Origin of the sequence: Klebsiella sp. CD33 (genome assembly GCF_051992865.1) — a bacterium.
GTDB lineage: Bacteria > Pseudomonadota > Gammaproteobacteria > Enterobacterales > Enterobacteriaceae > Klebsiella > Klebsiella pneumoniae.
In genome coordinates, this window is sequence record NZ_CP197023.1 from 69044 (window position 1) to 90796 (window position 21753).

General features: G+C 60.8%; 23 protein-coding genes and 1 tRNA gene. 12 read left to right on the top strand and 12 right to left on the bottom strand.

Features of this window, described 5'->3' with window-relative positions:
• Complete coding sequence (eefB, locus tag ACR809_RS00350; RefSeq protein ID WP_004186226.1) at positions 1–3108, bottom strand: multidrug efflux RND transporter permease subunit EefB; 3108 nt, start codon at positions 3106–3108, stop codon at positions 1–3.
• Entirely contained in the window at positions 3108–4232 is a 1125-nt protein-coding gene (eefA, locus tag ACR809_RS00355; RefSeq protein ID WP_004150241.1) for a multidrug efflux RND transporter periplasmic adaptor subunit EefA, read from the bottom strand. Before eefA ends, eefB begins: the two co-directional genes overlap by 1 nt.
• A gap of 206 nt (positions 4233–4438) precedes the next feature.
• Here eefA and ACR809_RS00360 point away from each other — a divergent pair, with 206 nt between their 5' ends.
• Positions 4439–4561, top strand: a complete 123-nt coding sequence (locus tag ACR809_RS00360) for a hypothetical protein (RefSeq protein WP_004150240.1) — start codon at positions 4439–4441, stop codon at positions 4559–4561.
• On the opposite strand, the gene ACR809_RS00365 is transcribed toward ACR809_RS00360, so the two are convergent.
• On the bottom strand, positions 4521–4637 hold the full coding sequence (locus tag ACR809_RS00365; RefSeq protein WP_014343452.1) for a hypothetical protein: 117 nt from the start codon (positions 4635–4637) through the stop codon (positions 4521–4523). The two genes, ACR809_RS00360 and ACR809_RS00365, sit on opposite strands and share 41 nt — an antisense overlap.
• On the opposite strand from ACR809_RS00365, the gene ACR809_RS00370 reads away from it, so the two are divergent.
• Entirely contained in the window at positions 4612–5028 is a 417-nt protein-coding gene (locus ACR809_RS00370) for a GNAT family N-acetyltransferase (RefSeq protein WP_102098215.1), read from the top strand. The two genes, ACR809_RS00365 and ACR809_RS00370, sit on opposite strands and share 26 nt — an antisense overlap.
• A 528-nt stretch (positions 5029–5556) precedes the next feature.
• On the opposite strand, the gene ACR809_RS00375 is transcribed toward ACR809_RS00370, so the two are convergent.
• Entirely contained in the window at positions 5557–6204 is a 648-nt protein-coding gene (locus ACR809_RS00375) for a TetR/AcrR family transcriptional regulator (RefSeq protein WP_004181564.1), read from the bottom strand.
• An 80-nt stretch (positions 6205–6284) separates the two neighbouring features.
• Here ACR809_RS00375 and ACR809_RS00380 point away from each other — a divergent pair, with 80 nt between their 5' ends.
• On the top strand, positions 6285–7778 hold the full coding sequence (locus tag ACR809_RS00380; RefSeq protein ID WP_048266068.1) for an MDR family MFS transporter: 1494 nt from the start codon (positions 6285–6287) through the stop codon (positions 7776–7778).
• Here the strand turns inward: ACR809_RS00380 and ACR809_RS00385 are convergent.
• The gene (locus ACR809_RS00385) at positions 7775–8689 is read right to left on the bottom strand and encodes a LysR family transcriptional regulator (RefSeq protein ID WP_002923020.1); all 915 of its coding nucleotides are present in this window, start codon (positions 8687–8689) and stop codon (positions 7775–7777) included. The two genes, ACR809_RS00380 and ACR809_RS00385, sit on opposite strands and share 4 nt — an antisense overlap.
• 95 nt (positions 8690–8784) lie before the next feature.
• On the opposite strand from ACR809_RS00385, the gene ACR809_RS00390 reads away from it, so the two are divergent.
• Entirely contained in the window at positions 8785–9411 is a 627-nt protein-coding gene (locus ACR809_RS00390; protein WP_002923018.1) for a pyridoxamine 5'-phosphate oxidase family protein, read from the top strand.
• Between the two features lie 2 nt (positions 9412–9413).
• Complete coding sequence (locus ACR809_RS00395; RefSeq protein WP_002923016.1) at positions 9414–9884, top strand: nuclear transport factor 2 family protein; 471 nt, start codon at positions 9414–9416, stop codon at positions 9882–9884.
• 20 nt (positions 9885–9904) lie between these two features.
• Here the strand turns inward: ACR809_RS00395 and ACR809_RS00400 are convergent, their stop codons facing one another.
• Positions 9905–10441 carry a carboxymuconolactone decarboxylase family protein gene (locus tag ACR809_RS00400; RefSeq protein WP_057222622.1) on the bottom strand — a complete coding sequence of 179 codons (537 nt, stop codon included), beginning with the start codon at positions 10439–10441 and terminating at the stop codon, positions 9905–9907.
• Between the two features lie 116 nt (positions 10442–10557).
• Between ACR809_RS00400 and ACR809_RS00405 the strand changes: the two genes are divergently transcribed.
• The 3 genes from ACR809_RS00405 (at position 10558) to ACR809_RS00415 (ending at position 13279) form a co-directional block, all read left to right on the top strand.
• Positions 10558–11463: an AraC family transcriptional regulator gene (locus ACR809_RS00405; RefSeq protein WP_102098869.1), complete on the top strand. Its 906-nt coding sequence runs from the start codon at positions 10558–10560 to the stop codon at positions 11461–11463.
• 127 nt (positions 11464–11590) lie between these two features.
• A complete protein-coding gene (gene nlpA, locus ACR809_RS00410) occupies positions 11591–12400 on the top strand; it encodes a lipoprotein NlpA (protein ID WP_004212461.1) in 810 nt (269 codons plus the stop codon).
• A 24-nt stretch (positions 12401–12424) separates the two neighbouring features.
• Entirely contained in the window at positions 12425–13279 is an 855-nt protein-coding gene (locus ACR809_RS00415; RefSeq protein WP_122051020.1) for a DMT family transporter, read from the top strand.
• On the opposite strand, the gene ACR809_RS00420 is transcribed toward ACR809_RS00415, so the two are convergent.
• A complete protein-coding gene (locus tag ACR809_RS00420; RefSeq protein WP_102098113.1) occupies positions 13269–13829 on the bottom strand; it encodes an NUDIX domain-containing protein in 561 nt (186 codons plus the stop codon). The two genes, ACR809_RS00415 and ACR809_RS00420, sit on opposite strands and share 11 nt — an antisense overlap.
• Before the next feature lie 165 nt (positions 13830–13994).
• Here ACR809_RS00420 and ACR809_RS00425 point away from each other — a divergent pair, with 165 nt between their 5' ends.
• Together ACR809_RS00425 and ACR809_RS00430 are read left to right on the top strand one after the other, a co-directional pair.
• Complete coding sequence (locus tag ACR809_RS00425; protein ID WP_004901469.1) at positions 13995–14774, top strand: MBL fold metallo-hydrolase; 780 nt, start codon at positions 13995–13997, stop codon at positions 14772–14774.
• 21 nt (positions 14775–14795) lie between these two features.
• The gene (locus ACR809_RS00430) at positions 14796–15749 is read left to right on the top strand and encodes a GlxA family transcriptional regulator (RefSeq protein WP_004145010.1); all 954 of its coding nucleotides are present in this window, start codon (positions 14796–14798) and stop codon (positions 15747–15749) included.
• Here ACR809_RS00430 and ACR809_RS00435 read toward each other — a convergent pair.
• Positions 15746–16795, bottom strand: a complete 1050-nt coding sequence (locus tag ACR809_RS00435; RefSeq protein WP_004901462.1) for an NAD(P)-dependent alcohol dehydrogenase — start codon at positions 16793–16795, stop codon at positions 15746–15748. The genes ACR809_RS00430 and ACR809_RS00435 overlap by 4 nt on opposite strands.
• A gap of 372 nt (positions 16796–17167) precedes the next feature.
• Here ACR809_RS00435 and ACR809_RS00440 point away from each other — a divergent pair, with 372 nt between their 5' ends.
• Positions 17168–17866, top strand: coding sequence for a winged helix-turn-helix transcriptional regulator (locus tag ACR809_RS00440; RefSeq protein ID WP_020801609.1), 699 nt, complete (start codon positions 17168–17170; stop codon positions 17864–17866).
• 50 nt (positions 17867–17916) lie between these two features.
• Here the strand turns inward: ACR809_RS00440 and ACR809_RS00445 are convergent, their stop codons facing one another.
• The 4 genes from ACR809_RS00445 to ACR809_RS00460 all read right to left on the bottom strand — a co-directional run bounded on the left by ACR809_RS00445 (position 17917) and on the right by ACR809_RS00460 (position 20058).
• Positions 17917–18207, bottom strand: a complete 291-nt coding sequence (locus tag ACR809_RS00445) for a putative quinol monooxygenase (protein ID WP_004889187.1) — start codon at positions 18205–18207, stop codon at positions 17917–17919.
• A gap of 1 nt (position 18208) precedes the next feature.
• Positions 18209–19216: a zinc-binding alcohol dehydrogenase family protein gene (locus ACR809_RS00450; protein WP_002922964.1), complete on the bottom strand. Its 1008-nt coding sequence runs from the start codon at positions 19214–19216 to the stop codon at positions 18209–18211.
• A gap of 112 nt (positions 19217–19328) precedes the next feature.
• Positions 19329–19796: a DUF3237 domain-containing protein gene (locus ACR809_RS00455; protein ID WP_002922963.1), complete on the bottom strand. Its 468-nt coding sequence runs from the start codon at positions 19794–19796 to the stop codon at positions 19329–19331.
• Between the two features lie 167 nt (positions 19797–19963).
• Positions 19964–20058: transfer RNA gene (locus ACR809_RS00460), tRNA-Sec, on the bottom strand.
• Between the two features lie 292 nt (positions 20059–20350).
• Between ACR809_RS00460 and ACR809_RS00465 the strand changes: the two genes are divergently transcribed.
• Positions 20351–21745, top strand: coding sequence for a glycoside-pentoside-hexuronide family transporter (locus tag ACR809_RS00465; RefSeq protein ID WP_122051021.1), 1395 nt, complete (start codon positions 20351–20353; stop codon positions 21743–21745).
• Positions 21746–21753 lie beyond the last annotated feature (8 nt).

The following is a 21753-nucleotide window of genomic DNA, read 5'->3' on the forward strand; positions in this document are numbered from 1 at the left end:
TTACTCCTGAGAAGGACGTTGGCGGGTGAAGAGACGCTTCACCAGCACGAAGAACAGCGGTACGAAGAACACCGCCAGCAGGGTGGCCGTCAGGGTGCCGCCGATAATCCCGGTGCCGATCGCCACGCGGCTGTTGGCTCCGGCGCCGGTGGCGATGGCCAGCGGCAGCACCCCGGCGATAAACGCCAGCGAGGTCATGACAATCGGGCGCAGGCGAGTCTGCGCGGCGCGGATCGCCGCCCGGGAGAGCGAATACCCCTCATCCACGGCGGATTCAGCGAACTCCACGATCAGGATGGCGTTTTTCGACGACAGGCCGATGGTGGTCAGCAGCGCCACCTGGAAGTAGACGTCGTTGCTTAAGCCGCGCAGCGTCGCCGCCAGCGCCGCGCCAAGCAGGCCGAGCGGGATGACCATGATCACCGAGAACGGCACCGACCAGCTCTCATACAGCGCCGCCAGGCACAGGAACACCACCAGAATCGAGATGGCGTACAGGCTCATCGCCTGGCCGCTGGCCAGCTTTTCCTGCAGCGAAATGCCGCTCCACGCCCAGGTGGAGCCCGCCGGCAGGCTGTCGGCCAGCTTTTCCATCTTGTCCATCGCCGCGCCGGAGCTGAAGCCGGCGGCGTTTTCGCCCTGGATCTCAAAGGCGGCGGAGCCGTTGTAGCGCACCAGGCTTTCCGGGCCGTATTGCCAGTGGGTGGTGGCGAAGGCGGAGAACGGCGTCATGCTGTTATCGCTGCCGCGAACGAACCATTTGCCAAGGTCCGACGGCACCGCGCGCGCGTCGCTTTCGCCCTGGATATAGACCTTCTTCACCCGGCCGCGATCGATAAAGTCATTCACGTAGGTACCGCCCCAGGCGCTGGAGAGCGTATCGGTCACGTCGCTCAGCGACAGCCCCAGCGAGACGGCTTTGTTGCTGTCGATATCCACCTGCAGCTGCGGCATCTGCGGCAGGTCGTTAGCGCGCACCGACTGCAGTTCGCTGCTCTGGTTGGCCGCCGCCAGCAGCTGGCTGCGCAGCTTCATCAGGCTGTCACGGTCAGTACCGCCGCTGGCCATCAGTTCGAAGGTGAAGCCGTTGCTCTGCCCGAGACCGTCTACCGACGGCGGGGTCATGGCGAAGAGGGTGGCGTCGCGGATCGTCCCCAGCTCTTTGGTGGCGCGCAGGGCGATGGCCTGGGCGGTGTTGTCGTCCCCTTTGCGTTGCGACCAGTTTTTCAGCGACACGAAGGCCATCCCGGCGTTCTGCCCGCTGCCGCTAAAGCTGAAGCCGTCGACGGTGAAAATGACATCGGTATTGGCTTTCTCTTTGGTGAGGAACCAGTCGGTGACCTGGCGGCGCACCTCGGCGGTACGCACCGCCGTCGCCCCGGCGGGCAGGGTGTACTGGACCATGATCTCCCCCTGGTCCTCCACCGGCAGGAAGCTGCCCGGCAGCTTCCACATCGCCAGCGCCATCGCCCCACAAATCAGCGCGTAAGCGCCCATCATCACTGCGCCCCGGCGCAGGCCGCCGAGCACCCGGCGCTGGTAGCCCGCCTCCGTGCGTCCCCACAGGCGGTTAAAGGCGCCGAAGAACCCTTTGGTGTGCGGTTTGGAGTGGCTGAGCAGCGCGCCGCACAGCGCCGGGGTGAGGGTCAGCGCTACCACCACCGACAGCATCATCGCCGAGATAATGGTTACCGAGAACTGGCGATAGATGACCCCGGTCGAACCGCCGAAGAAGGCCATCGGCAGGAACACCGCCGACAGCACCAGGGCAATCGCCACCAGCGCGCCGGAGATTTCGCCCATCGATTTTTCGGTGGCTTCGCGAGCGGGGAGCCCTTCGTCGCGCATAATGCGCTCCACGTTCTCCACCACCACGATGGCGTCATCCACCAGCAGGCCGATCGCCAGCACCATGGCGAACAGCGTCAGGGTGTTAATCGAGTAGCCGAACAGGGCCAGCACGCCGAAGGTGCCAAGCAGCACCACCGGCACCGCCACCGCCGGAATGAGCGTCGCGCGGAAGTTCTGCAGGAACAGATACATCACGCAGACGACGAGGATAATCGCTTCGAACAGGGTCTGAATCACGTCCTCGACCGAGATTTTGATGAACTCGGTGCTGTCCTTCGGATAGGCAATATCGTAACCCTGCGGCATCTGACGCTGGAATTCGGCGATTTTGCTTTTCACCAGGGTCGCGGTGTCCAGCGCGTTGGCGCCGGGGGCCATCATCACCGCGATCCCGGCGGCCGGGTGGCCGTTCAGATTGGCGGTGGCGGTGTAATCCTCGCTACCCATCTCCACCCGCGCGACATCGCTCAGGCGTACTACCGAGCCATCGGCCTGGCTTTTCACGATGATCGCTTTGAACTGGTCAGGGGTTTGCAGCCGGGACTGCGCGCGCACGGTGGCGGTTAATTGCTGGGCATTGGACGACGGCAGGGCGCCGATTTTACCGGCGGAGACCTGCACGTTCTGCGCCTCAATCGCCGACTGGACGTCGGAAGGCATCAGCGAGTAGGAGGCGAGTTTGGTCGGGTCCATCCAGACGCGCATCGCGTATTCGGCGCCGAATACCTGCAGGCTGCCGACGCCCTCCACGCGCGCCAGCGGGTCCTGCATATTGCTGACCAGCCAGTCGGAGATATCGGAGCTGGTGGCGCGGTTGGTTTTGTCATACACCGCAAGGATCAGCAGAAAGCTGCTCTGCGATTTTTCCACCGTTACGCCGGACTGCTGGACTTCGCTCGGCAGCCGCGATTCCGCCTGCTGCACTTTGTTTTGCACCTGCACCTGGGCGGTGTCCGGATCGGTCCCCTGCTCAAAGGTGACGGTGATGCTGACCGAGCCGTCGGAGCTGCTGGTGGAGCTGAAGTAGAGCAGATGGTCGAGGCCGGTGAGCTGCTGCTCGATGACCTGGGTGACGCTGTTCTCCAGGGTTTCGGCGGACGCCCCGGTATAGGTGGCGGAGATTTTCACCGCCGGCGGGGCGACGTCCGGGTACTGGCCTACCGGCAGGGTGCGGATCGCCAGCACCCCGGCGAGCATAATCAGAATGGCGATCACCCAGGCAAAGACCGGGCGACGCACGAAGAAACGGGAGAACATCAGGCGTTGCCTCCGTTATTGTTGACGGCGACGGCCTTCACTGTCTGTCCGGGGGCCACTTTACCGGTGCCTTCGACAATCAGCTTGTCGCCCGCTTTCAGGCCGCTCAGCACCAGCCATTTATCGCCGTAGGTGTCGCCGGTTTCCACGGTACGCTGCTCAACTTTGTTGGCGGCATCGACCACCAGCGCCGTGGCGTCGCCTTTGGCATCGCGGGTGATCCCCTGCTGCGGGGCGAGGATCGCGTCGTTCATGATGCCTTCATCGATGCGCGCGCGGACGAACATCCCCGGCAGCAGGACGTGCTGCGGGTTGGGGAAGATAGCGCGCAGGGTTACCGAGCCGGTAGATTCATCGACGGCGACTTCGGTGAGCGCCAGACGCCCTTTTTCGGGATAGGTACTGCCATCTTCCAGGGTTAACGTCACGCTGAGGGTGTCGCTGTTGCTGGCCAGGCTTTGCTTGCGTAAACGCAGGAGATCGACGCTGGATCGCGTCAGATCAACATACATGGTGTCGAGCCCGCGGATCGTCGCCAGCGCGGTATCCTGATCGGCGGAGACCAGCGCCCCCGGCGTAACCGACGAGATGCCGATGCGCCCGGCAATCGGCGCGGTGACGGTGGTCCAGTTCAGGTTAATGCGCGCGCTCTCCAGCGCCGCTTTCTTCGATTCCACGCTGGCCTTGTCCTGGGCGCAGGTGGAGGCGGCGTCGTCAGCATCCTGGCGGGAAACGCCGTTATCCCTGACCAGCGACGCGTAGCGCTGGGCCTTCTGGCAATCGGAGACCACCAGCGCCTGGGCCTGTTTCAGCGCCGCCGCCGCTTCGTTCCAGGTCGCGCGATAGCTGGAGGGATCGATCTGGTAAAGGGCCTGCCCGGCCTTCACCATATCGCCTTCGGTAAACAGGCGTTTCTGGATGATGCCGCCCACCTGCGGGCGAACTTCGGCGCTGAGCGAGGCGGTGGTGCGGCCGGTGAGCTGGCTGACTACCGGCACCGGCTGGCTTTGCAGGGTGACCACGCCCACTTCCGGCGTGGGTTGCTGCGGAGCAGATGTCTGCGCATTATCGCATCCGCTAAGGAGAAATAATGCTGTCGCGATGGGAGCTATGATGTATTTCATTATATTTTCTCAAGATATAAGACGTCCGCCCCGTTTATTTAAAAACGAGGGAATAGGTTGGGCGCTGAGGCATTTTCGGGTGAGCGAAAATGACAAAAAAGGAACACAGATGTTCCTGAACGTGATTGTTATTGTGTCTCCGCTGAAGCCAACCTCTTCGGTCTTCAGGAGGTGAAAAGCGCATCTCCTCTGGTTTTGTGGTGAGAATGATCATTCTCATTTTTCCCCATTATACGATCCGTCGCGATAATGGAAAGGTTTTTTTGCTTACTTTTAGAACGCAAAAAATTAAGGCAAATAATCATGGAGAAAATAAGAATATTTTGTGAAAGTGGAGAGGGAAAATAACCATTCGGCAGCGCGATACTGGAGATAGTTAATGACACTAATCATTACAAAAAGCATTAATCCCAACGATCAACAAGAATTATTTTCCGGTCTGCGGCAGTATAATCAGCAGTATCTCGATGCGGCGCAGTTTGGCGATCTGGGGATTTACTCGCGCGATGCGCAAGGGGTAATGCAGGGCGGGCTGATTGCCAAACGCAAGGGCAACTGGCTGTGCATTGAGTATCTGTGGGTTAGCGAGACGACGCGCGGGCGCGGGCTGGGGAGCGAACTGATGCAGGAGGCGGAACAGCAGGCGCAGGCGCAAGGCTGCAGCCATCTGCTGGTGGATACCTTTAGCTTCCAGGCGCTGCCGTTTTATCAGAAATTAGGCTATCAGCTGCAGATGTCGCTGCCCGACTTCCCGCACGCAGGCATGCAGCGCCACTATTTGTCGAAGGGGCTGTAACGATCCTGGTATCCCCGGGCGGTCAGGTACCGTACCTGTGGTTGTGCCGGATGGCGGCATAAATGCCTTATCCGGCCTACACAGTCCTCCCGTAGTTTCGCCCCACCCAGGACCGGCAAGCGCAGCGCCGCCGGGCAGGATATCAGGCACGGCACCTGTATTCTTGCCGGGTGGCGGCTGTCGCCTTACCCGTCCTGGGGTTCGTGCGACCTGTTGTTAATTTAACCACATGCGCGACTGAAACTGCCGGTGCTGGCCGGAGCCCGGGGGTACAGGGGGGCGGCGGCGACTGGCCGCCCCCTGTGCGCTCCCTGCGGCATAAGAGACATAACGCAGAAGATCAACCGGGAGCGCAATCTGCCGGGAATTAACATAGAAGTTGTAGCCCTGCTAAACATAGTGCGAACAGGGACATTTCCGGTTGTGCCGTTATTTCTGTAGCCCTGCTAAGCGTAGCGCGAGCAGGGAAAATCCCGGATGGCGACCCATGGTGTCTTATCCGGACTACAAAAGCGTCAAAACCACGCCTTAACCTCCAACGCCGTGGCCCATTAACGCCAGCGCGTGGCTGACGATGGTCTGACGGTTGACCGCCTGTAAACGCGGATCGCTGTGGATGCGTGAAAATGGCACCAGCACCAGGCTAATCACCGTGGTAAACAGCAGCTCCGGCGCCAGCGCCGGATTGATCTTGCCTTCCTGCTGCCAGCGACGCACCGTCCCCAGCATCACCTGAAAACGCTCCTCGCCGAAGCGGGCATCCATATGCTGGCGCAGAATCGGCATTTCGCCGATGATCTCCTGCATCCACAGCGGCGCGAACCAGGCGTTTTTCTCCGCCATATGCGCCAGCGTCTCGACCATCATCGTCAGCGCCAGTACCGGGTCCTGTGGATGATCGACAAAGATGCGGCTGATGTGATTGCGCAGCGGCATAAAGCGCTCCTCAATCAGCTGAGTCACCAGCGCATCCCGCGAGCTGAAGTAGTAATGCAGCATCGCCGGCGTCACCCCGGCCTCTTTGGCGATGGCGTTCAACGATACGCGGCCCGCCCCGTCGCGGGCAAACAGCGTCAGGGCGATGTCCATCAACTGTTCGCGGTTGGCGGTACCCGGTTTTTTACCGCGCGGCCGACCCGGGCGGCGGGGAGCATCCTGATCCTTTTGTGCTGTCATGATATGGCGATCTCTTGACCCGACTCATTCTTTCACTAAATATTAATTATGCATTTAATTAATTTCAAGCGAGCGTTGTAATGACTTCTCAAGTCGCTAACCCACCGGTGCAGTCGATACGCCTGCTGTTCAGCGCATTGCTGCTGGTGATGCTGCTTTCAGCGCTGGATCAGACCATTGTCTCCACCGCGCTGCCGACGATTGTCGGCGAACTGGGCGGGCTGGACAAGCTTTCCTGGGTGGTCACGGCCTATATCCTCAGCTCCACCATCGCGGTGCCGCTGTACGGTAAATTTGGCGATCTGTTCGGCCGCAAAATCGTGCTGCAGGTGGCGATTGGGCTGTTTCTCGTCGGCTCCGCGCTCTGCGGGCTGGCGCAGAATATGACCCAACTGGTGCTGATGCGCGGCCTGCAGGGGCTCGGCGGCGGCGGCCTGATGGTGATCAGCATGGCGGCGGTCGCCGACGTCATCCCGCCCGCCAACCGCGGCCGCTATCAGGGGCTGTTCGGCGGCGTTTTCGGCCTGGCGACGGTGATCGGCCCGCTGATCGGCGGTTTTCTGGTGCAGCACGCCTCCTGGCGCTGGATCTTCTATATCAACCTGCCGCTCGGCCTGTTCGCGCTGCTGGTGATCGGCGCGGTATTCCGCAGCAGCAATAAACGCAGCCAGCATCAGATTGACTGGCTGGGGGCGATTTATCTCAGCATGGCGCTGCTGTGCATCATCCTGTTTACCTCGGAAGGGGGCAGCGTCCATGCGTGGAATGACCCGCAGCTGTGGTGCATTCTGGCCTTCGGCATCGTGGGGATCATCGGCTTTATTTACGAAGAACGGATGGCCGCCGAGCCGATTATTCCGCTGGCGCTGTTCCGCAACCGCAGCTTCCTGCTGTGCAGCCTGATCGGCTTCGTCATCGGCATGTCGCTGTTCGGGTCAGTCACCTTCCTGCCGCTCTATCTGCAGGTGGTGAAGGAGGCGACGCCCACCGAAGCCGGGCTGCAGCTGATCCCTCTGATGGGCGGCCTGCTGCTGACCTCGATTATCAGCGGGCGGATTATCAGCCGTACCGGTAAATATCGCCTGTTTCCGATCCTCGGCACCCTGCTCGGCGTGACCGGCATGGTACTGCTGACCCGCATCACCATTCACTCGCCGCTGTGGCAGCTGTACCTGTTTACCGGCGTGCTGGGAGCGGGTCTGGGGCTGGTGATGCAGGTGCTGGTCCTGGCGGTGCAGAATGCGATGCCGGCGCAGATGTACGGCGTCGCCACCTCCGGCGTGACCCTGTTCCGCTCGATTGGCGGCTCCATCGGCGTGGCGCTGTTTGGCGCGGTGTTCACGCACGTGCTGCAGAGCAACCTGCAACAACTGCTGCCGGAAGGCGCGGTGCTGCCGCCGGGAATGAATCCGGTGGCGGTCCAGCACCTGCCCGCGGATATCCGCCTCGACTACCTCGACGCCTTCGGCGCGGCGATCCACGCGGCGTTTCTGATGGCGGCCGGCATTATGGCGGTGGCGTTTGTCCTCTCATGGCTGTTAAAGGAGGCGCCGCTGAAGACCGCGACGCATTAAGCGGCCCCGGCGATGCGCAGCAGTGCCTGACGCAGCGCCGGTGCGGCAAAATCGATAAATTTGCGCAGCTTAAGCGGCGCCAGATCCCGAGCGGTATACAGCAAATGGACCGGCGCCGGATCCGGCTCGACGTTTTCCAGCAGCAGACGGAGCTCCCCGTGGCGCAGGCCATCCAGCGCCTGATAATGCAGTAAGCGGGCCACCCCCACCCCCAGCCGCGCGGCATCGGCGGCGCTCTCCGGCGTGGTGACGGATAGCACCGGCGGCAGGTTAATCAGCTGGTCCTCGCGCTCAGCGGCGCGAAAGCGCCAGCCGCGATAGGGCATCGGCGATTCAATGCGGATGATCGGCAGCGCCGCCAGATCGCGTGGCCGCTGCGGCTCGCCGTATTTCGCCAGCAGCGCCGGATGGGCGCAGGCCACAATCCGCATGGTGCCGAGGCGGGTGGCCACCATGCTGCTGTCCGCCAGGTCGCCAATCCGCACCGCCAGATCGACATGGTCGCTCACCAGGTCGGCATTGCGATCGCTGAGCAGCAAACGGACGCGAATTAGCGGGTAGCGGGCTATAAATTCACTGATTACCGGAAGAACGTGCTGGCGTCCAAACATCGTTGGCGCGGAGATCACCAGCTCGCCTTTTGGCTCCTGATATTCGCCCGTCGCCTGGCGTTCGGCGTTTTCCACCTCCTCAAGGATCCGCCGCGCGGCGGCAACATAATCGACCCCGGCGTCGGTGAGCGTCAGTTTGCGGGTGGTTCGCGCCAGCAGGCGTACGCCCAGCGCGCTCTCCAGTTCGCCAATATGGCGGCTGACGGTGGTCAACGGCATATTCAGCGCCCGCGCTGCCGCCGACATGCTCCCCAGCTCGGTCACTTTCACCAGCAGCGCCATCGCGCTTAATCGATCCATTATTCTCCCGTTTTGCGGAAAGATGATTGCCACTTTACCCGTATTATCATTCTTTACAGTACAGTCCATGATGGCGCCAGACAACAGGAGGCGCTATGGCAGCAACCTTTCTTGATATCGCTATCACCCCGGACGTGATGGATGTGCAGCATGAAATGGGCAGCGACTCGCTGTGGCAAACGCCGCGCAGTCGCCGCCAGGCCGACCGCTTCGGCGACAGCGAAGCGGGGATGATCGCCACCCGCGACAGCTTTTATCTGGCGACGGTGTCGCAGAGCGGCTGGCCCTACATTCAGCATCGCGGCGGCCCGCCGGGGTTTCTGCATCTGCTGGATGACACCACCCTGGCGATGGCCGATTTCGGTGGTAACCGCCAGTACATTACTACCGGCAATCTGCGCGGCAGCGACCGGGCCTGCCTGTTTTTGATGGATTATCCGCGCCGTGCCAGGCTGAAAATCTACGCCACCGTCGAGGTCCTGGCGGCAGAGGACCACCCGCAGCTGCTGGCGCAGGTGGCGCCGGCCAACTATCGCGCCCGCATTGAACGTCTGTTTCTTTTTCATTTGCAGGCGTTTGACTGGAACTGCCCGCAGCACATTACGCCGCGCTACAGCGCGCAGCAGGTGGCGGAGTACAGCCAGAACCTGCAGCAACGTATTCATGACCTGGAGCAGGAGAATCAGCGCCTGCAGCAGCAATTAGCCCGTAGAGGAGAGTAAGCATGACCGAACAACGTCCCCCGTTACCGCCGTTTACCCGCGACAGCGCTATCCAGAAGGTCCGCGCCGCGGAAGATGGCTGGAACAGCCGCGATGCGGAAAAAGTCGCCCTGGCCTACACCGTGGATAGCGAATGGCGCAACCGCAGCGAATTTGTCCACGGTCGGGGGCAAATTGTTGAGTTCCTGCAGCGAAAATGGCGCAAGGAGCAGCAATACCGGCTGATTAAGGAGCTGTGGGCATGGCAGGAGAATCGCATTGCCGTGCGCTTCGCCTATGAGTGGTGCGACGACAGCGGCAACTGGTTTCGCTCGTATGGCAATGAGAACTGGGAGTTTGATAAGCATGGACTGATGCAGACGCGCTACGCCTGCATCAACGATCTGCCAATTAGCGAAAGCGAGCGCCTGTTCCACTGGCCGCAGGGGCGCCGCCCGGACGATCATCCGGGGCTCAGCGATCTGGGGCTGTAAAACCGGCGCTGCGCGACGGATTAATCGGCTTTCGGGAAGTCGACCACCGTGTCGTTAACCCGGTTCACCATGTTGGTGAACAGGATGGCGCTGATGGCGCTGATAATCTCAATCACCTGCTGGTCGCTAAAACCGGCGTTGCGCAGCGCGGCGACGTCGGCTTTCGGCAGCGTACCGGTGGTGGTCACCAGGGTCTGCGCGAATTTCACCAGCGCATCAAGCTGCGCCTCTTCCGCATACTCCCCGCGGCGCAGGGCATGGATCTGCTCGCTGCTGAAGCCGGCTTTTTTCGCCATCAGGGTGTGCGCGGCCAGGCAGTAGTCACAGCCGGTGGCTTCGCTGACCGACAGATTAATCGCCTCCAGCTGTTGGGCGCTGAGGCTGCCTTTATGGAGCATCGCATTGTGCGCCAGCGCCTGCTGCAGCGCCGCCGGCGAGTGGCCGCCGATGGTCAGGTAGGCGTTCGGCACTTTGCCCATCGCTTTTTTGATCCCGGCGAAAATATCGGCGGCTTTGCCGGTGGCGTCTTGTTCACGGATATCTGCTAAACGGCTCATGATTAACTCCTGTTGTTATCGAGGGTGTGTTGGCAATGGGGTCATCTTAGGCGCTTGCCGCATGCTAGACTGGCGGTCTTCGTCTCACCTTTTTGTCTTATCGTCTCAGGAGAAGCATGGACAGTCTCAGTCATCTGCTGGCGCTGCTGGCGCCGCGCTGCGAAGTGAACCTGCACTGTCGCTTCGGCGGCCGCTGGCAGGCCGGGCACCAGCAAATGCGCAGCGGCGTGGTGCCCTGGCACGTGGTGCTGCGCGGCGAGGGGCGGCTCAACGTCGGCGGCCAGACCCATCACCTGCGCGCGGGAGATGTGGTCCTCTTGCCGCACGGTTCGCCGCATCTGATGGAGAGCCTGGTGGAGTGGGGCCAGGTGCTGCCGGTGGCGCACCGGTTTAACGGCACGGTGACGGAAATGCGCGCCGGCCCGGCGGAGGGGGCGCTGGAGATACTGTGCGGCGAATTCTATTTTGGTCCGCACGTCAGCTGGCTGTTCAGTGAAGCATCGACGCTGATCCATCTCCATACCGATGCGCGTGAAGACTGCCCGGAGCTGGACGCGCTGCTTAATATACTGGTGCGCGAGAGCCTGGCGCAGCGTCCCGGCGGCAGCGCTATCGTGCGCAGCCTCGGCGATACGCTGCTGGTGCTCCTGCTGCGCATGCTGCTTGGCGAGCAACAGCCGCCCGGCGGGCTGCTGCGCCTGATGAGCGATGAACGCCTGATGCCGGCGGTGCTGGCGGTGATGGCGACCCCGGAGCAACCGTGGACGCTGGAGAGTATGGCCGCCCGCGCGTTTTTATCACGGGCCACCTTTGCCCGTCATTTTGCCCGCGTCTATCACCTGACGCCGCAGGCGTGGCTGTCGCAGTTGCGAATGGCGCTGGCCGCCCGGCTGCTGCGCCTGGAGCGTCAGACCAACCTCGAGGTCATTGCCGAACGCTGCGGCTTTCAGTCGCTGGCGTCCTTCTCGAAGCGCTTCAAAATGCGCTATGGCGTGACGCCGGGCGAGTGGCGACGGGGCTAGCGCCTCGCGTTTCGCGAAGATGATTTTATTTCCAGTTGCGTGGTTTGCTGTTTATTACCCGACCCGAAAGTCGCTATAGTTTTGCACGAAAAAAACAATGACAGTCAGGACAGACAGGGTGAAGAGGATGAGATTACGTTTACGGGCCGCCGCCGCAGTGATGCTGGCGGGTCTGGCGCTGGTCGGCTGCGACCAAAAGGGTAATGAAGCGAAGCACATTAAGGTCGGTGTGATTAACGGCGCCGAGCAGGATGTGGCGGAAGTGGCGAAGAAGGTGGCCAAAGAGAAGTACGGTCTGGAGGTCGAGCTGGTGGGGTTCAGCGGCTCACTGCTGCCCAACGAGTCGACCAACGCCGGGGATCTGGACGCCAACGTCTTCCAGCATCGGCCTTTCCTTGAGCAGGACAACAAAGCGCATAACTATCATCTGGTGGCGGTCGGGAATACCTTCGTCTTCCCGATGGCCGGCTATTCGCGCAAGATCAAGTCAGTCGCCGAACTGAAAGACGGCGCGACGATCGCTATCCCCAACGATCCGACCAACCTCGGGCGGGCGCTACTGCTGCTGCAAAAAGAGAAGCTGATTACCCTCAAAGCCGGGACCGGCCTGCTGCCGACGGCGGTGGACATCACCGACAACCCGCATAACCTGAAGATCATGGAGCTGGAAGGGGCGCAACTGCCGCGCGTACTCGACGATCCCAAAGTCGACGTGGCTATCATCAGCACCACCTACCTGCAGCAAACCGGGCTGTCGCCGGTTCGTGACGGCATCTTTATCGAAGATAAAAACTCGCCCTACGTGAACATCATCGTGACCCGGGAAGACAATAAAGACGCGGAAAACGTGAAGGAGTTTATGCAGTCGTACCAGTCGCCGGAGGTGGCGAAGGCGGCTGAGACTATCTTCAACGGCGGCGCGGTGCCGGGCTGGTAAGCCAACACACAGGGAGAGGCGCGTATGGTACGCCAACGGCAGGCTGACCTGCTGCTGATTGCCGCGACGGTGATTGCCGCCTGCGGCTGGATTTTTTCCCGCGAGGCGATCGCCGGCATGCCGGTATTCGCGTTCCTTGGGCTGCGCTTCTTCTTCGCCGCCCTGCTGCTGCTGCCGTTCTGCCGCGGGTTTCGCCCGCAAAAGCAGCACTGGCCAAAGCTCATCATCAGCGGGCTGTGGTTTGCGCTCAACCTCTGCCTGTGGATCTACTCGGTCTCCACGACGGCGTCGCTCGGCGAAGGGGCGTTTATTATGAGCCTGTCGATGATGTTCGTCCCGCTGACCGCGTGGGTGATGATGAAGGTGCGTCCGCCGCGGGCCTGGTGGGAGTGCCTGCCGATCGCGGTGGTGGGCCTGGGCCTGCTCAGCCTGCACATGCCGATAGCCTTCCATCCCAGCCAGGGCTGGTTTTTGCTGACGGCGCTGGTGCAGTCGATCTGGTTCTGTTACACCAACCGCTGCGCGCGTGAAGTACCGCTGATCCCCCTGACCACCGTGCAGCTGGCGATCACTGGTATCGTCGGGTTGACCATCTCCGCTGCCGTTGAACGCTGGGACCAGCCGATGACCCTGCCGACCTTCGGCTGGCTGGTGGCCAGCATAATCATCGCCACCAGCCTGCGCTTCGGTCTGCAGATGAAGGGGCAAAAGTACGCGGCGGTGGCCAGCGCGGCGATCATTATGGTGCTCGAACCGCTGCTGACGGTCATTGCCGCCGCGCTGTGGTACGGCGAACAGCTGCCGCTGCAGAAAATTATCGGCGGCGTGCTGATCCTGGTTGCCCAGCTGTGGTTCCGCTGGCGAATGCTTAAGCCGTAGCCTGCCCGGTGCGCGGCTGCGCCATCAATTGCAGCAGCGGCACCAGCGACAGCCCGTCCGGCATTTCGCCACGGGCGATCAGCTGGTTTATCTCCTTAAAGGTAAACCAGCCGGTTTCCATTACCTCATCCTGATCCGCATCCATCCCCACCCAGCGTAAACCGGTAGCCAGCCAGGTGATAAACAGCTGATCGCTGCTGCCGTAGGAGGGGTTGAAGCGAATGATCTCCTCGACGCGTTGCGCCTGCCAGCCGGTCTCTTCCCGCAGCTCGCGCAGCGCGGCCGCCGCCGGATCTTCCCCTTCGTCAACGCCGCCAGACGGAATGGCCCACACCACCTTGTCGATCAGGTAGCGGTAGTGGCGAATCAGCAGCACTTTGCCCTCCTGGATAGCCACAACCCCCACCGCCGGGCGGGGATAGTGAATGGCGTAAAAGTCGCGGCGCTCGCCGGGGGCGATATCAATACCCACCTTGCGCATGCTGAACCACGGCGTCTCGGCGATGACCTGCGGGTCGTGCATATCGGCGGCGGTCAGTTTCTTTTTCATCCTGCCACTCCTGTCAAAAATTGAGCCTTAAGAACAACATAGCCGGAGGCGGATGGCAACCGCCGCAGGTTGGCCCGATTTCATCGATCATTGCCCAAACGCCCCTGTTGAGCCAGGCGGGGACTCAGTACGATGTTCGTCAGATGACCCCAGAGGAATGCCAACATGAACATCACCCACATCCGTAATGCGACCCAGATTATTCACTACGCCGGGAAAAGATTTCTCATCGATCCGATGCTGGCGGACAAAGGCGCCTGGCCGGGTTTTCCGGGCACCGCGCGCAGCGAATTGCGCAATCCGCTGGTTGAGCTGCCGTTTTCCCGCGATAAAATTGTCGACGTTGACGCGGTGATCGTCACCCACACCCATGACGATCACTGGGACGCGGCGGCGATCGCCGCGATCCCGAAAACCCTGCCGGTGTTCGTCCAGCATGAGGCCGACGCCGCGCTGCTGCGCAGCCAGGGATTTCAGGATCTGCGCCTGCTGTCGGCAGACAGCGAATTTGCCGGCGTGCGCCTGCAGAAAACCACTTCCGGCCAACACGGCAGCGACCGCACCTACGCGGTGCCGGCGATGGCTGAACGCCTGGGCGAGGCCTGCGGCGTGGTGTTTCGCCATCCGCAGGAGAAGACGCTGTGGCTGGTGGGGGATACTATCTGGCGCGATGATATTGCAGCCGACCTGCTGAAGCTGCGCCCGGACGTGGTGGTCCTCAACGCCGGCTACGCCCACGTCATCGGCTTTGGCCCGATTATCATGGGCAAGGAAGATCTCCTGAACGTGCACTTCGCCCTGCCGGAAGCGAAAATCATGGCTATCCACCTCGAGGCGGTCAACCACTGCCTGGTGAGTCGGGAAGAGATGCGCCAGTATGCGCTGGATAATCAGATTGCCGATGTGGTTTCTATCCCGCAGGATGGAGAAACCGTCGTTTATTAACATGCGTAAGGGGAAGAGACGATGAAACTCACCGACGTGGCGATTGTCGCTGTAGAGGGCTTTAGCCCGTTTCACTACGCCGTCCCCTGCATGCTGTTTGGCGATTCGGTTTCGGAAATCAAACGCTTTAATCTGCACATTTGCGCCGAGCGGCCGGGGCTGCTGCGCGCCCGCGATGGTTTTGCGCTGTACGCCACCGGCGATTATGCCGCGCTGGAACAGGCGGATATCGTGGTGGTGCCTTACTGGGGCGAGGTCGATCGACGTCCGCCGCAGGCGCTGCTTGATAGCCTGGTGCGGGCCCGGGATAACGGCGCGGAGATTGTCGGCCTGTGTCTCGGCGCGTTTGTCCTCGGCTACGCCGGGCTGCTGGATGGCAGGCGAGCGGCGACTCACTGGGAGTTCGAGCAGGATTTCCAGCGCCGGTTTCCGCAGGTGCAGCTGGATATCAACGCCCTGTACGTCGACGACCAGCGGATCATTACTTCGGCGGGCACCGCGGCGGCGCTGGACTGTTGCCTCTACATCATCCGCCAGCGTTTCGGCAGCCTCGCGGCCAACCAGATCGCCCGGCGGATGATTGTTTCGCCGCACCGCGAGGGCGGCCAGGCGCAGTTTATCGCCCAGCCGGTGCCGAAAAACACCCGCGATGCGCGAATCAACTGCCTGCTGGATTATCTGCAGCAGCATATTGCCGAGCCGCACAGTCTCGATTCGCTGGCCCGGGTGGTGGCGATGAGCCGCCGTACCCTGACCCGCCACTTCGCCCGGGCAACCGGGATGAGCATTACCGACTGGCTGACCGCCGAACGTCTGCGCCGCAGCCAGACTCTGCTTGAGGCGGGCGATCTGCCGGTCGAGCAGGTGGCGGAGGCGGTGGGCTATCTTTCAGCGGTCACCTGGCGCCAGCAGTTTAAAGCGCGCTTTGGCGTCAGCCCGACGGAATGGCGGCGTACCTTTCGTCGCGGCGCTTAGCCGGCGAGGGTCGCACTGTCGATCACGAAGCGGTATTTCACGTCACCCTTGACCATTCTTTCCCAGGCTTCGTTGATCTCATCGCCGCGGATCAGTTCGATATCGGCGACGATGCCGTGTTCGGCGCAGAAGTCGAGCATCTCCTGAGTTTCCGGAATACCGCCGATCATCGAGCCGGCAATTGACCGGCGGCGGAAGATCAGATTGAACACTTCCGGCGACGGATGCGGCGTAGCCGGGGCGCCAACCAGCGTCATGGTGCCATCGCGTTTCAGCAGCGTGGTGAAGGCATCGAGATTGTGCGGCGCCGCCACGGTGTTGAGGATGAAGTCGAAGCTTTTGACGTGGGCCGCCATTTCGTCGTCGTTGCGCGACACCACCACGTCATCGGCGCCCAGCGCTCTGGCCGCATTACGCTTGGATTCGGAGGTGGTAAAGGCCACCACGTGGGCCCCCATGGCATGGGCCAACTTGATCCCCATATGCCCCAGGCCGCCGATGCCGACCACGCCGACTTTTTTACCCGGCCCGACGTGCCAGTGGCGCAGCGGCGAGTATGTCGTGATCCCAGCGCACAGCAGCGGCGCGACGGCGGCCAGCTGCGCTTCGGGATGGGTTATCCGCAGCACGTAGCGTTCATTGACCACGATCTGCTGTGAATAACCGCCAAGCGTGTGTCCCGGCGCGTCCTGGGTCGGCCCGTTATAGGTCAGCACCATGTGGTCGCAGTAGTTTTCCAGCCCCTCAGCGCACTCTTCGCACTGTTGACAGCTATCGACCATACAGCCGACGCCCACCAGATCGCCGACGGCGTAGCGCGAGACGGCGTTGCCGACCGCGGTCACCCGACCCACAATTTCATGCCCCGGCACGCAGGGATACAGCGTTCCCGCCCATTCCGATCGCGCCTGGTGGAGATCGGAGTGGCAGACGCCGCAGTAAGCGATGGCGATCTGTACATCCTGCGGCCCCGGGTCGCGGCGGGTGATGGCCATTGATTCCAGCGGCTGGCTGGCGGAGTAGGTACCAATAGCGTTGATCAGCATAGCGAAACCTCTTCTTGATGAATGGACTCAATAGAACGGGAGGGGAATGCGGGTAGTCAGTGGCATCGATAAGCGTAGCCTGGACTGGCCGAGATGCGAGGGGGAAAGCGGTAGAGAAACCCTCAGGCGCGGCCTTAACCAGCGCAGTAAATAATAAGATGGCCTTATCTTTATCGCCGCTAAGCCTTATAGGTATTTACGGCATATAGTATTATTTATTCCTGTAGAATAGAGATAAATAGTTATTGCAGATAATGATGCTTACACTCTTTTTATCCCCGTAACGTCTTGTCTTTTATTCGTTATTTCACCTGTTGATACTATGATTCTCAACGAATCACTTTTTCAACCAGACCTGATGGCATAAAAACCATGTCGATACCTGCAGCCAGCCCCTCTACCGACCAGGCGTTAACGTCCTTTTACTACGGAAGACAGACAAAGCCGTTATTGGCGGTGAAATCCCTGTTATCTGCGTTCCTGCCCGTCAGCTCACCCTTTGCGCTGCCGCGATCGACCTATTATCGTTTTCCGCCGACCCGGGAAGAATCTGGAATAATTTTAATCGAAGAGGGGATTGCCTCCGTTTGCCATGCGGAGAAGAGCATGGTTGTATCAACGATATTTGCCCCTTCGCTATTGGGATTAATCGATGGTTACGGCGCGTTTAATGGTATCCCGGAAAAAAGCCACTGTTCCGTATTTGCTGAGACGGATTTGCGCGGAGGCTGGATAGGACACCAGGTGGCGGTCGAGATCCTCAATGAGAAAAACCTGTGGCAGGAGATGGCTCATATTCTGGCGCAGCGACTGATGGTGTTGAGGATGCGTTCGCAGGAGATGGTGGGGGTGGATTCTTATCCGATGGTGCGAACCCTGCTAACAGAGTTGGCGGACTACCCGGAGGAATATCGTCGCCAAATTAACGCGTTAAGCTTTATACAGCGCCGCACCAACCTGTCGCGCAGCCGTGTTATGTCGATTCTGGCAGAGCTGCGCAAAGGTGGTTACATTACGGTCCATCGCGGGGTGCTGGAAAAGATAACCCGCACGCTTCCCGCCCACTTTTAAACCCGCGCGGCGGAGGGGCGTGATTTTCCCACCCCTCGTCAGCCGGTGGGCTAAGGCTCAACCGGCGTCAGAAAGTCCAGCCGCAGCGGCTCAGCCAGCAGAGACTCCATCTGCGCCATAAACGCCTGAAAATAGGGCATCGCGACATGGGCATCGAGGGCGTCCTGTCCCTGCCACGCCTCGCGCATATAGAAGGTGTCCGGCGCGTCGCGCAGCTGAAACAGGGCATAGTCGAGGTTGCCCGGCTCCTGTCTCGTCGGCAGGAGCAGCGCCTGCAGGGCCTGGCGCAGGGCGTCCGTTTGGCCCGGTTTCGCCTTGAGCACGGCGATAAGCGATATCATCTTAAAACCCCTCCAGCACGATCTTGCCGACGGCGCGTCCGGTTTCCAGCTGGCGATGCGCTTTCTGCAGATTGGCGGCGGTGATGGCGCCGTAGTGTTCGCCAAGGGTGGTTTTGATAGTGTGGTTGTCGATCAGCGCCGCCACGCGGGTGAGCAGCTGATGCTGGGCGATCATATCATCCGTCTCAAACATTGAACGGGTGAACATAAATTCCCAGTGCAGGGACAGGCTTTTCGCTTTCAGCGGCACCACGTCCAGGGTCTCCGGGTCATCAATCAGCGCCAGCTTGCCCTGCGGGGCGAGGGCGTCGATCAGCGCGTTGAAGTGCTGCTCGGTATTGGTCAGGCTGGCGACATGGGTTACCGACGTGATACCAATGCGCGCCAGCTCGTCGGCGAGCGGCTTGCTATGATCGATCACATGGTGCGCGCCCGCCTCGCGGACCCACTGCTGGCTCTCGGGACGCGAGGCGGTGCCGATCACCGTCATGGCGGTCAGTTTACTGGCCAGCTGGGTCAGGATAGACCCCACGCCGCCCGCCGCGCCGACGATTAGCAGCGTGTCGCCCGCATTGCCGCCTTCCTCAACGCCGAGACGGTGAAACAGCAGCTCCCAGGCGGTAATCGCCGTCAGCGGCAGCGCGGCGGCGGAGGCATTATCGAGGGTGCGCGGTTTGTGCGCCACCAGGCGCTCATCCACCAGCTGATATTCACTGTTGCTGCCGGCCCGGCCCAGCGCGCCGGCGTACCAGACCTCGTCCCCGGGCGCGAACAGCGTCACTTCCTCACCGACGGACTGCACCACGCCAACGGCGTCCCAGCCCAGCACCCGCGGCGTGTCACCCTGAAAGCCGGCGCGCACTTTGGTGTCTACCGGATTGACCGAGATAGCCTTCACAGCGACCAGCAGATCACGCCCGTGGGCGGTGGGGATCGGCAGGTCGATCTCGGTTAAAGAAGGGATGTTGTTGCCGTCAGCGGCGGCTTGAGTAATGGCGATAGCTTTCATAACTGCTCCGGTCTGTGATTCGGGTGAATGAAAAGATGGAGCCATCGTAGACCGCTGCCGGGAGGGGAAAAACGGGCTAACGGCAATAACAGTTATATGCAGAAAGTGAAAATCAGCCCACCTGATAGAAGTCGAGCATCACCCCATCCTGGGTCCGGCCACCGGCGCAGATAAACAGCGAGGTGGTTAGCCAGCTGAGCGCGGGAGCATCCACCTCAAAGGTGGGCACGGTGCGAAAATAGATGGCTTCAGGCGGAATATCGCTAAAAAAGCGCATATCGTCGGCGAAAAGCTGGTCATGATACTGGGCCGGCACCCGGCGGATGCCATTGTTTTCCACATAGACCGTGCCTTCCGCCACCTGCAGGGCATAGCGGGCGGACAGCCTGCAGGTGCCGTCGGGTTCGATTATCTGGCTGTCGACGCCGCCGGGTAATACGTGGCCGCGAAGTTGACCCGAGACGCTGCCGCCGACAATCGGGATCAGCTGGCGCTTACCGGTCTGCGGGCTGCGGGAGACGATTATCGGTTTATCAACCTGGATGGTAATGGAAAAACAGTGTCTGAGTTCGGGGGTCATTATGGCTCTCCTGTTTCGGTTGGTAACGGCACGCGGCCACCGCGCCAGTGTAACGGGTTTGCGAGAGACAAAATAACGCAGGGTTTGGATGAAAATGATTGGCTGGGATGATGAGTTTGGGGGGGGTCAGGTTGGTATGGCGTGGCTGTGGGGGAGCAGGGGCAAACTGGCGGAAGATCACAGGAGTTGAACCTGCCCGGGACCGCTGGCGGCCCCAACTGGATTTGAAGTCCAGCCACCTCACCGGAGATGACGATCTTCCGCGCCTCGATTGCTACATGGAGGCGGGGCGCATTATAGCTACTTTCAGCCGTTTACCACATACCTAAACGCACTTTTTTACTGTTAAAACTGGACTTTACAGAACAGTCCTGGACAAATCCTCACAAAATCCGTGAGTTACACTTTTTCACTCCCTGATTCCCTACCGCGATCACAGAAAACAAGAAACGTAATCTGATAACGAGATATCGCAATTCATCTTAGTGCGGCAAAGGTTTACAAAAACCGTAACCGGTACCAACCCTCGGTGCCACTAAGGGAATAGTGCGCATATGAAAGATCACATTTTGTCCGTCAAAGAGAAAATTGGTTACGGCATGGGTGATGCCGCCAGCCACATTATTTTTGATAACGTCATGTTGTACATGATGTTTTTCTACACTGATATTTTTGGTATCCCCGCCGGCTTTGTCGGCACCATGTTCCTGCTGGCGCGCGCGCTGGACGCGATTTCCGACCCGTGTATGGGTCTGCTTGCCGACCGTACCCGCAGCCGCTGGGGTAAGTTCCGCCCATGGATCCTCTTCGGCGCTATCCCGTTCGGCCTCGTCTGCGTGCTGGCCTACAGCTCGCCGGATTTAAGCCACAACGGCAAGCTGATCTACGCCGCCGTGACCTACACGCTGCTGACCCTGCTCTACACCGTGGTGAATATCCCTTACTGCGCGCTGGGCGGCGTGATCACCGACAACCCGACGCAGCGCATCTCGCTGCAGTCCTGGCGCTTCGTGCTGGCGACGGCGGGGGGCATGCTCTCCACCGTGCTGATGATGCCGCTGGTCAACTTTATCGGCGGCGAAGACAAAGCGCTCGGCTTCCAGGGGGGCATCGCGGTGCTGTCGGTGATTGCCTTCCTGATGCTGGCCTTCTGCTTCTTTACCACCAAAGAGCGTGTCGAAGCGCCGCCGAGCAGTACCTCGATGCGTGAAGACCTGCGCGATATCTGGCGCAATGACCAGTGGCGTGTGGTCGGAGTACTCACCATCCTCAATATCCTCGCGGTCTGCGTTCGCGGCGGCGCGATGATGTACTACACCACCTGGATCATGGGCTCGGCGGCGCTGTTCACCGCCTTCCTCACGACCTACTGCGTCGGCAACCTGATTGGCTCGGCGCTGGCGAAACCGCTGACCGACTGGAAATGCAAAGTCAGCGTCTTCTGGTGGACCAACGCCCTCCTGGCGGTGCTCAGCGTGGCGATGTTCTTCGTACCGATGGACGCCGAAATCACCATGTTTGTCTTTATCTTCGTCATTGGCGTACTGCACCAGCTGGTGACGCCAATCCAGTGGGTAATGATGTCCGACACCGTCGACTACGGCGAATGGTGTAACGGCAAACGCCTGACCGGCATCAGCTTCGCCGGCACCCTGTTCGTGCTCAAGCTGGGGCTGGCGCTGGGCGGCGCGCTGATCGGCTGGATGCTGGCCGGCGGCGGCTATGACGCCGCCGCTAAAACCCAGAACAGCGCCACCCTCACCATCATTATCGCCTTGTTCACCCTCGTTCCGGCGGTGTGCTACCTGCTGAGCGCGGTAATCGCCAAACGCTACTACACGCTAAAAACGCCGTTCCTGAAAAAAATGATGGCCGAGCTGGCCAAGGGCGCGCGTCGCAACGAACAAGAATTCACGGCAGCCCCGATCGAAAAAGAATGGCAAAACTAAGAGGACGT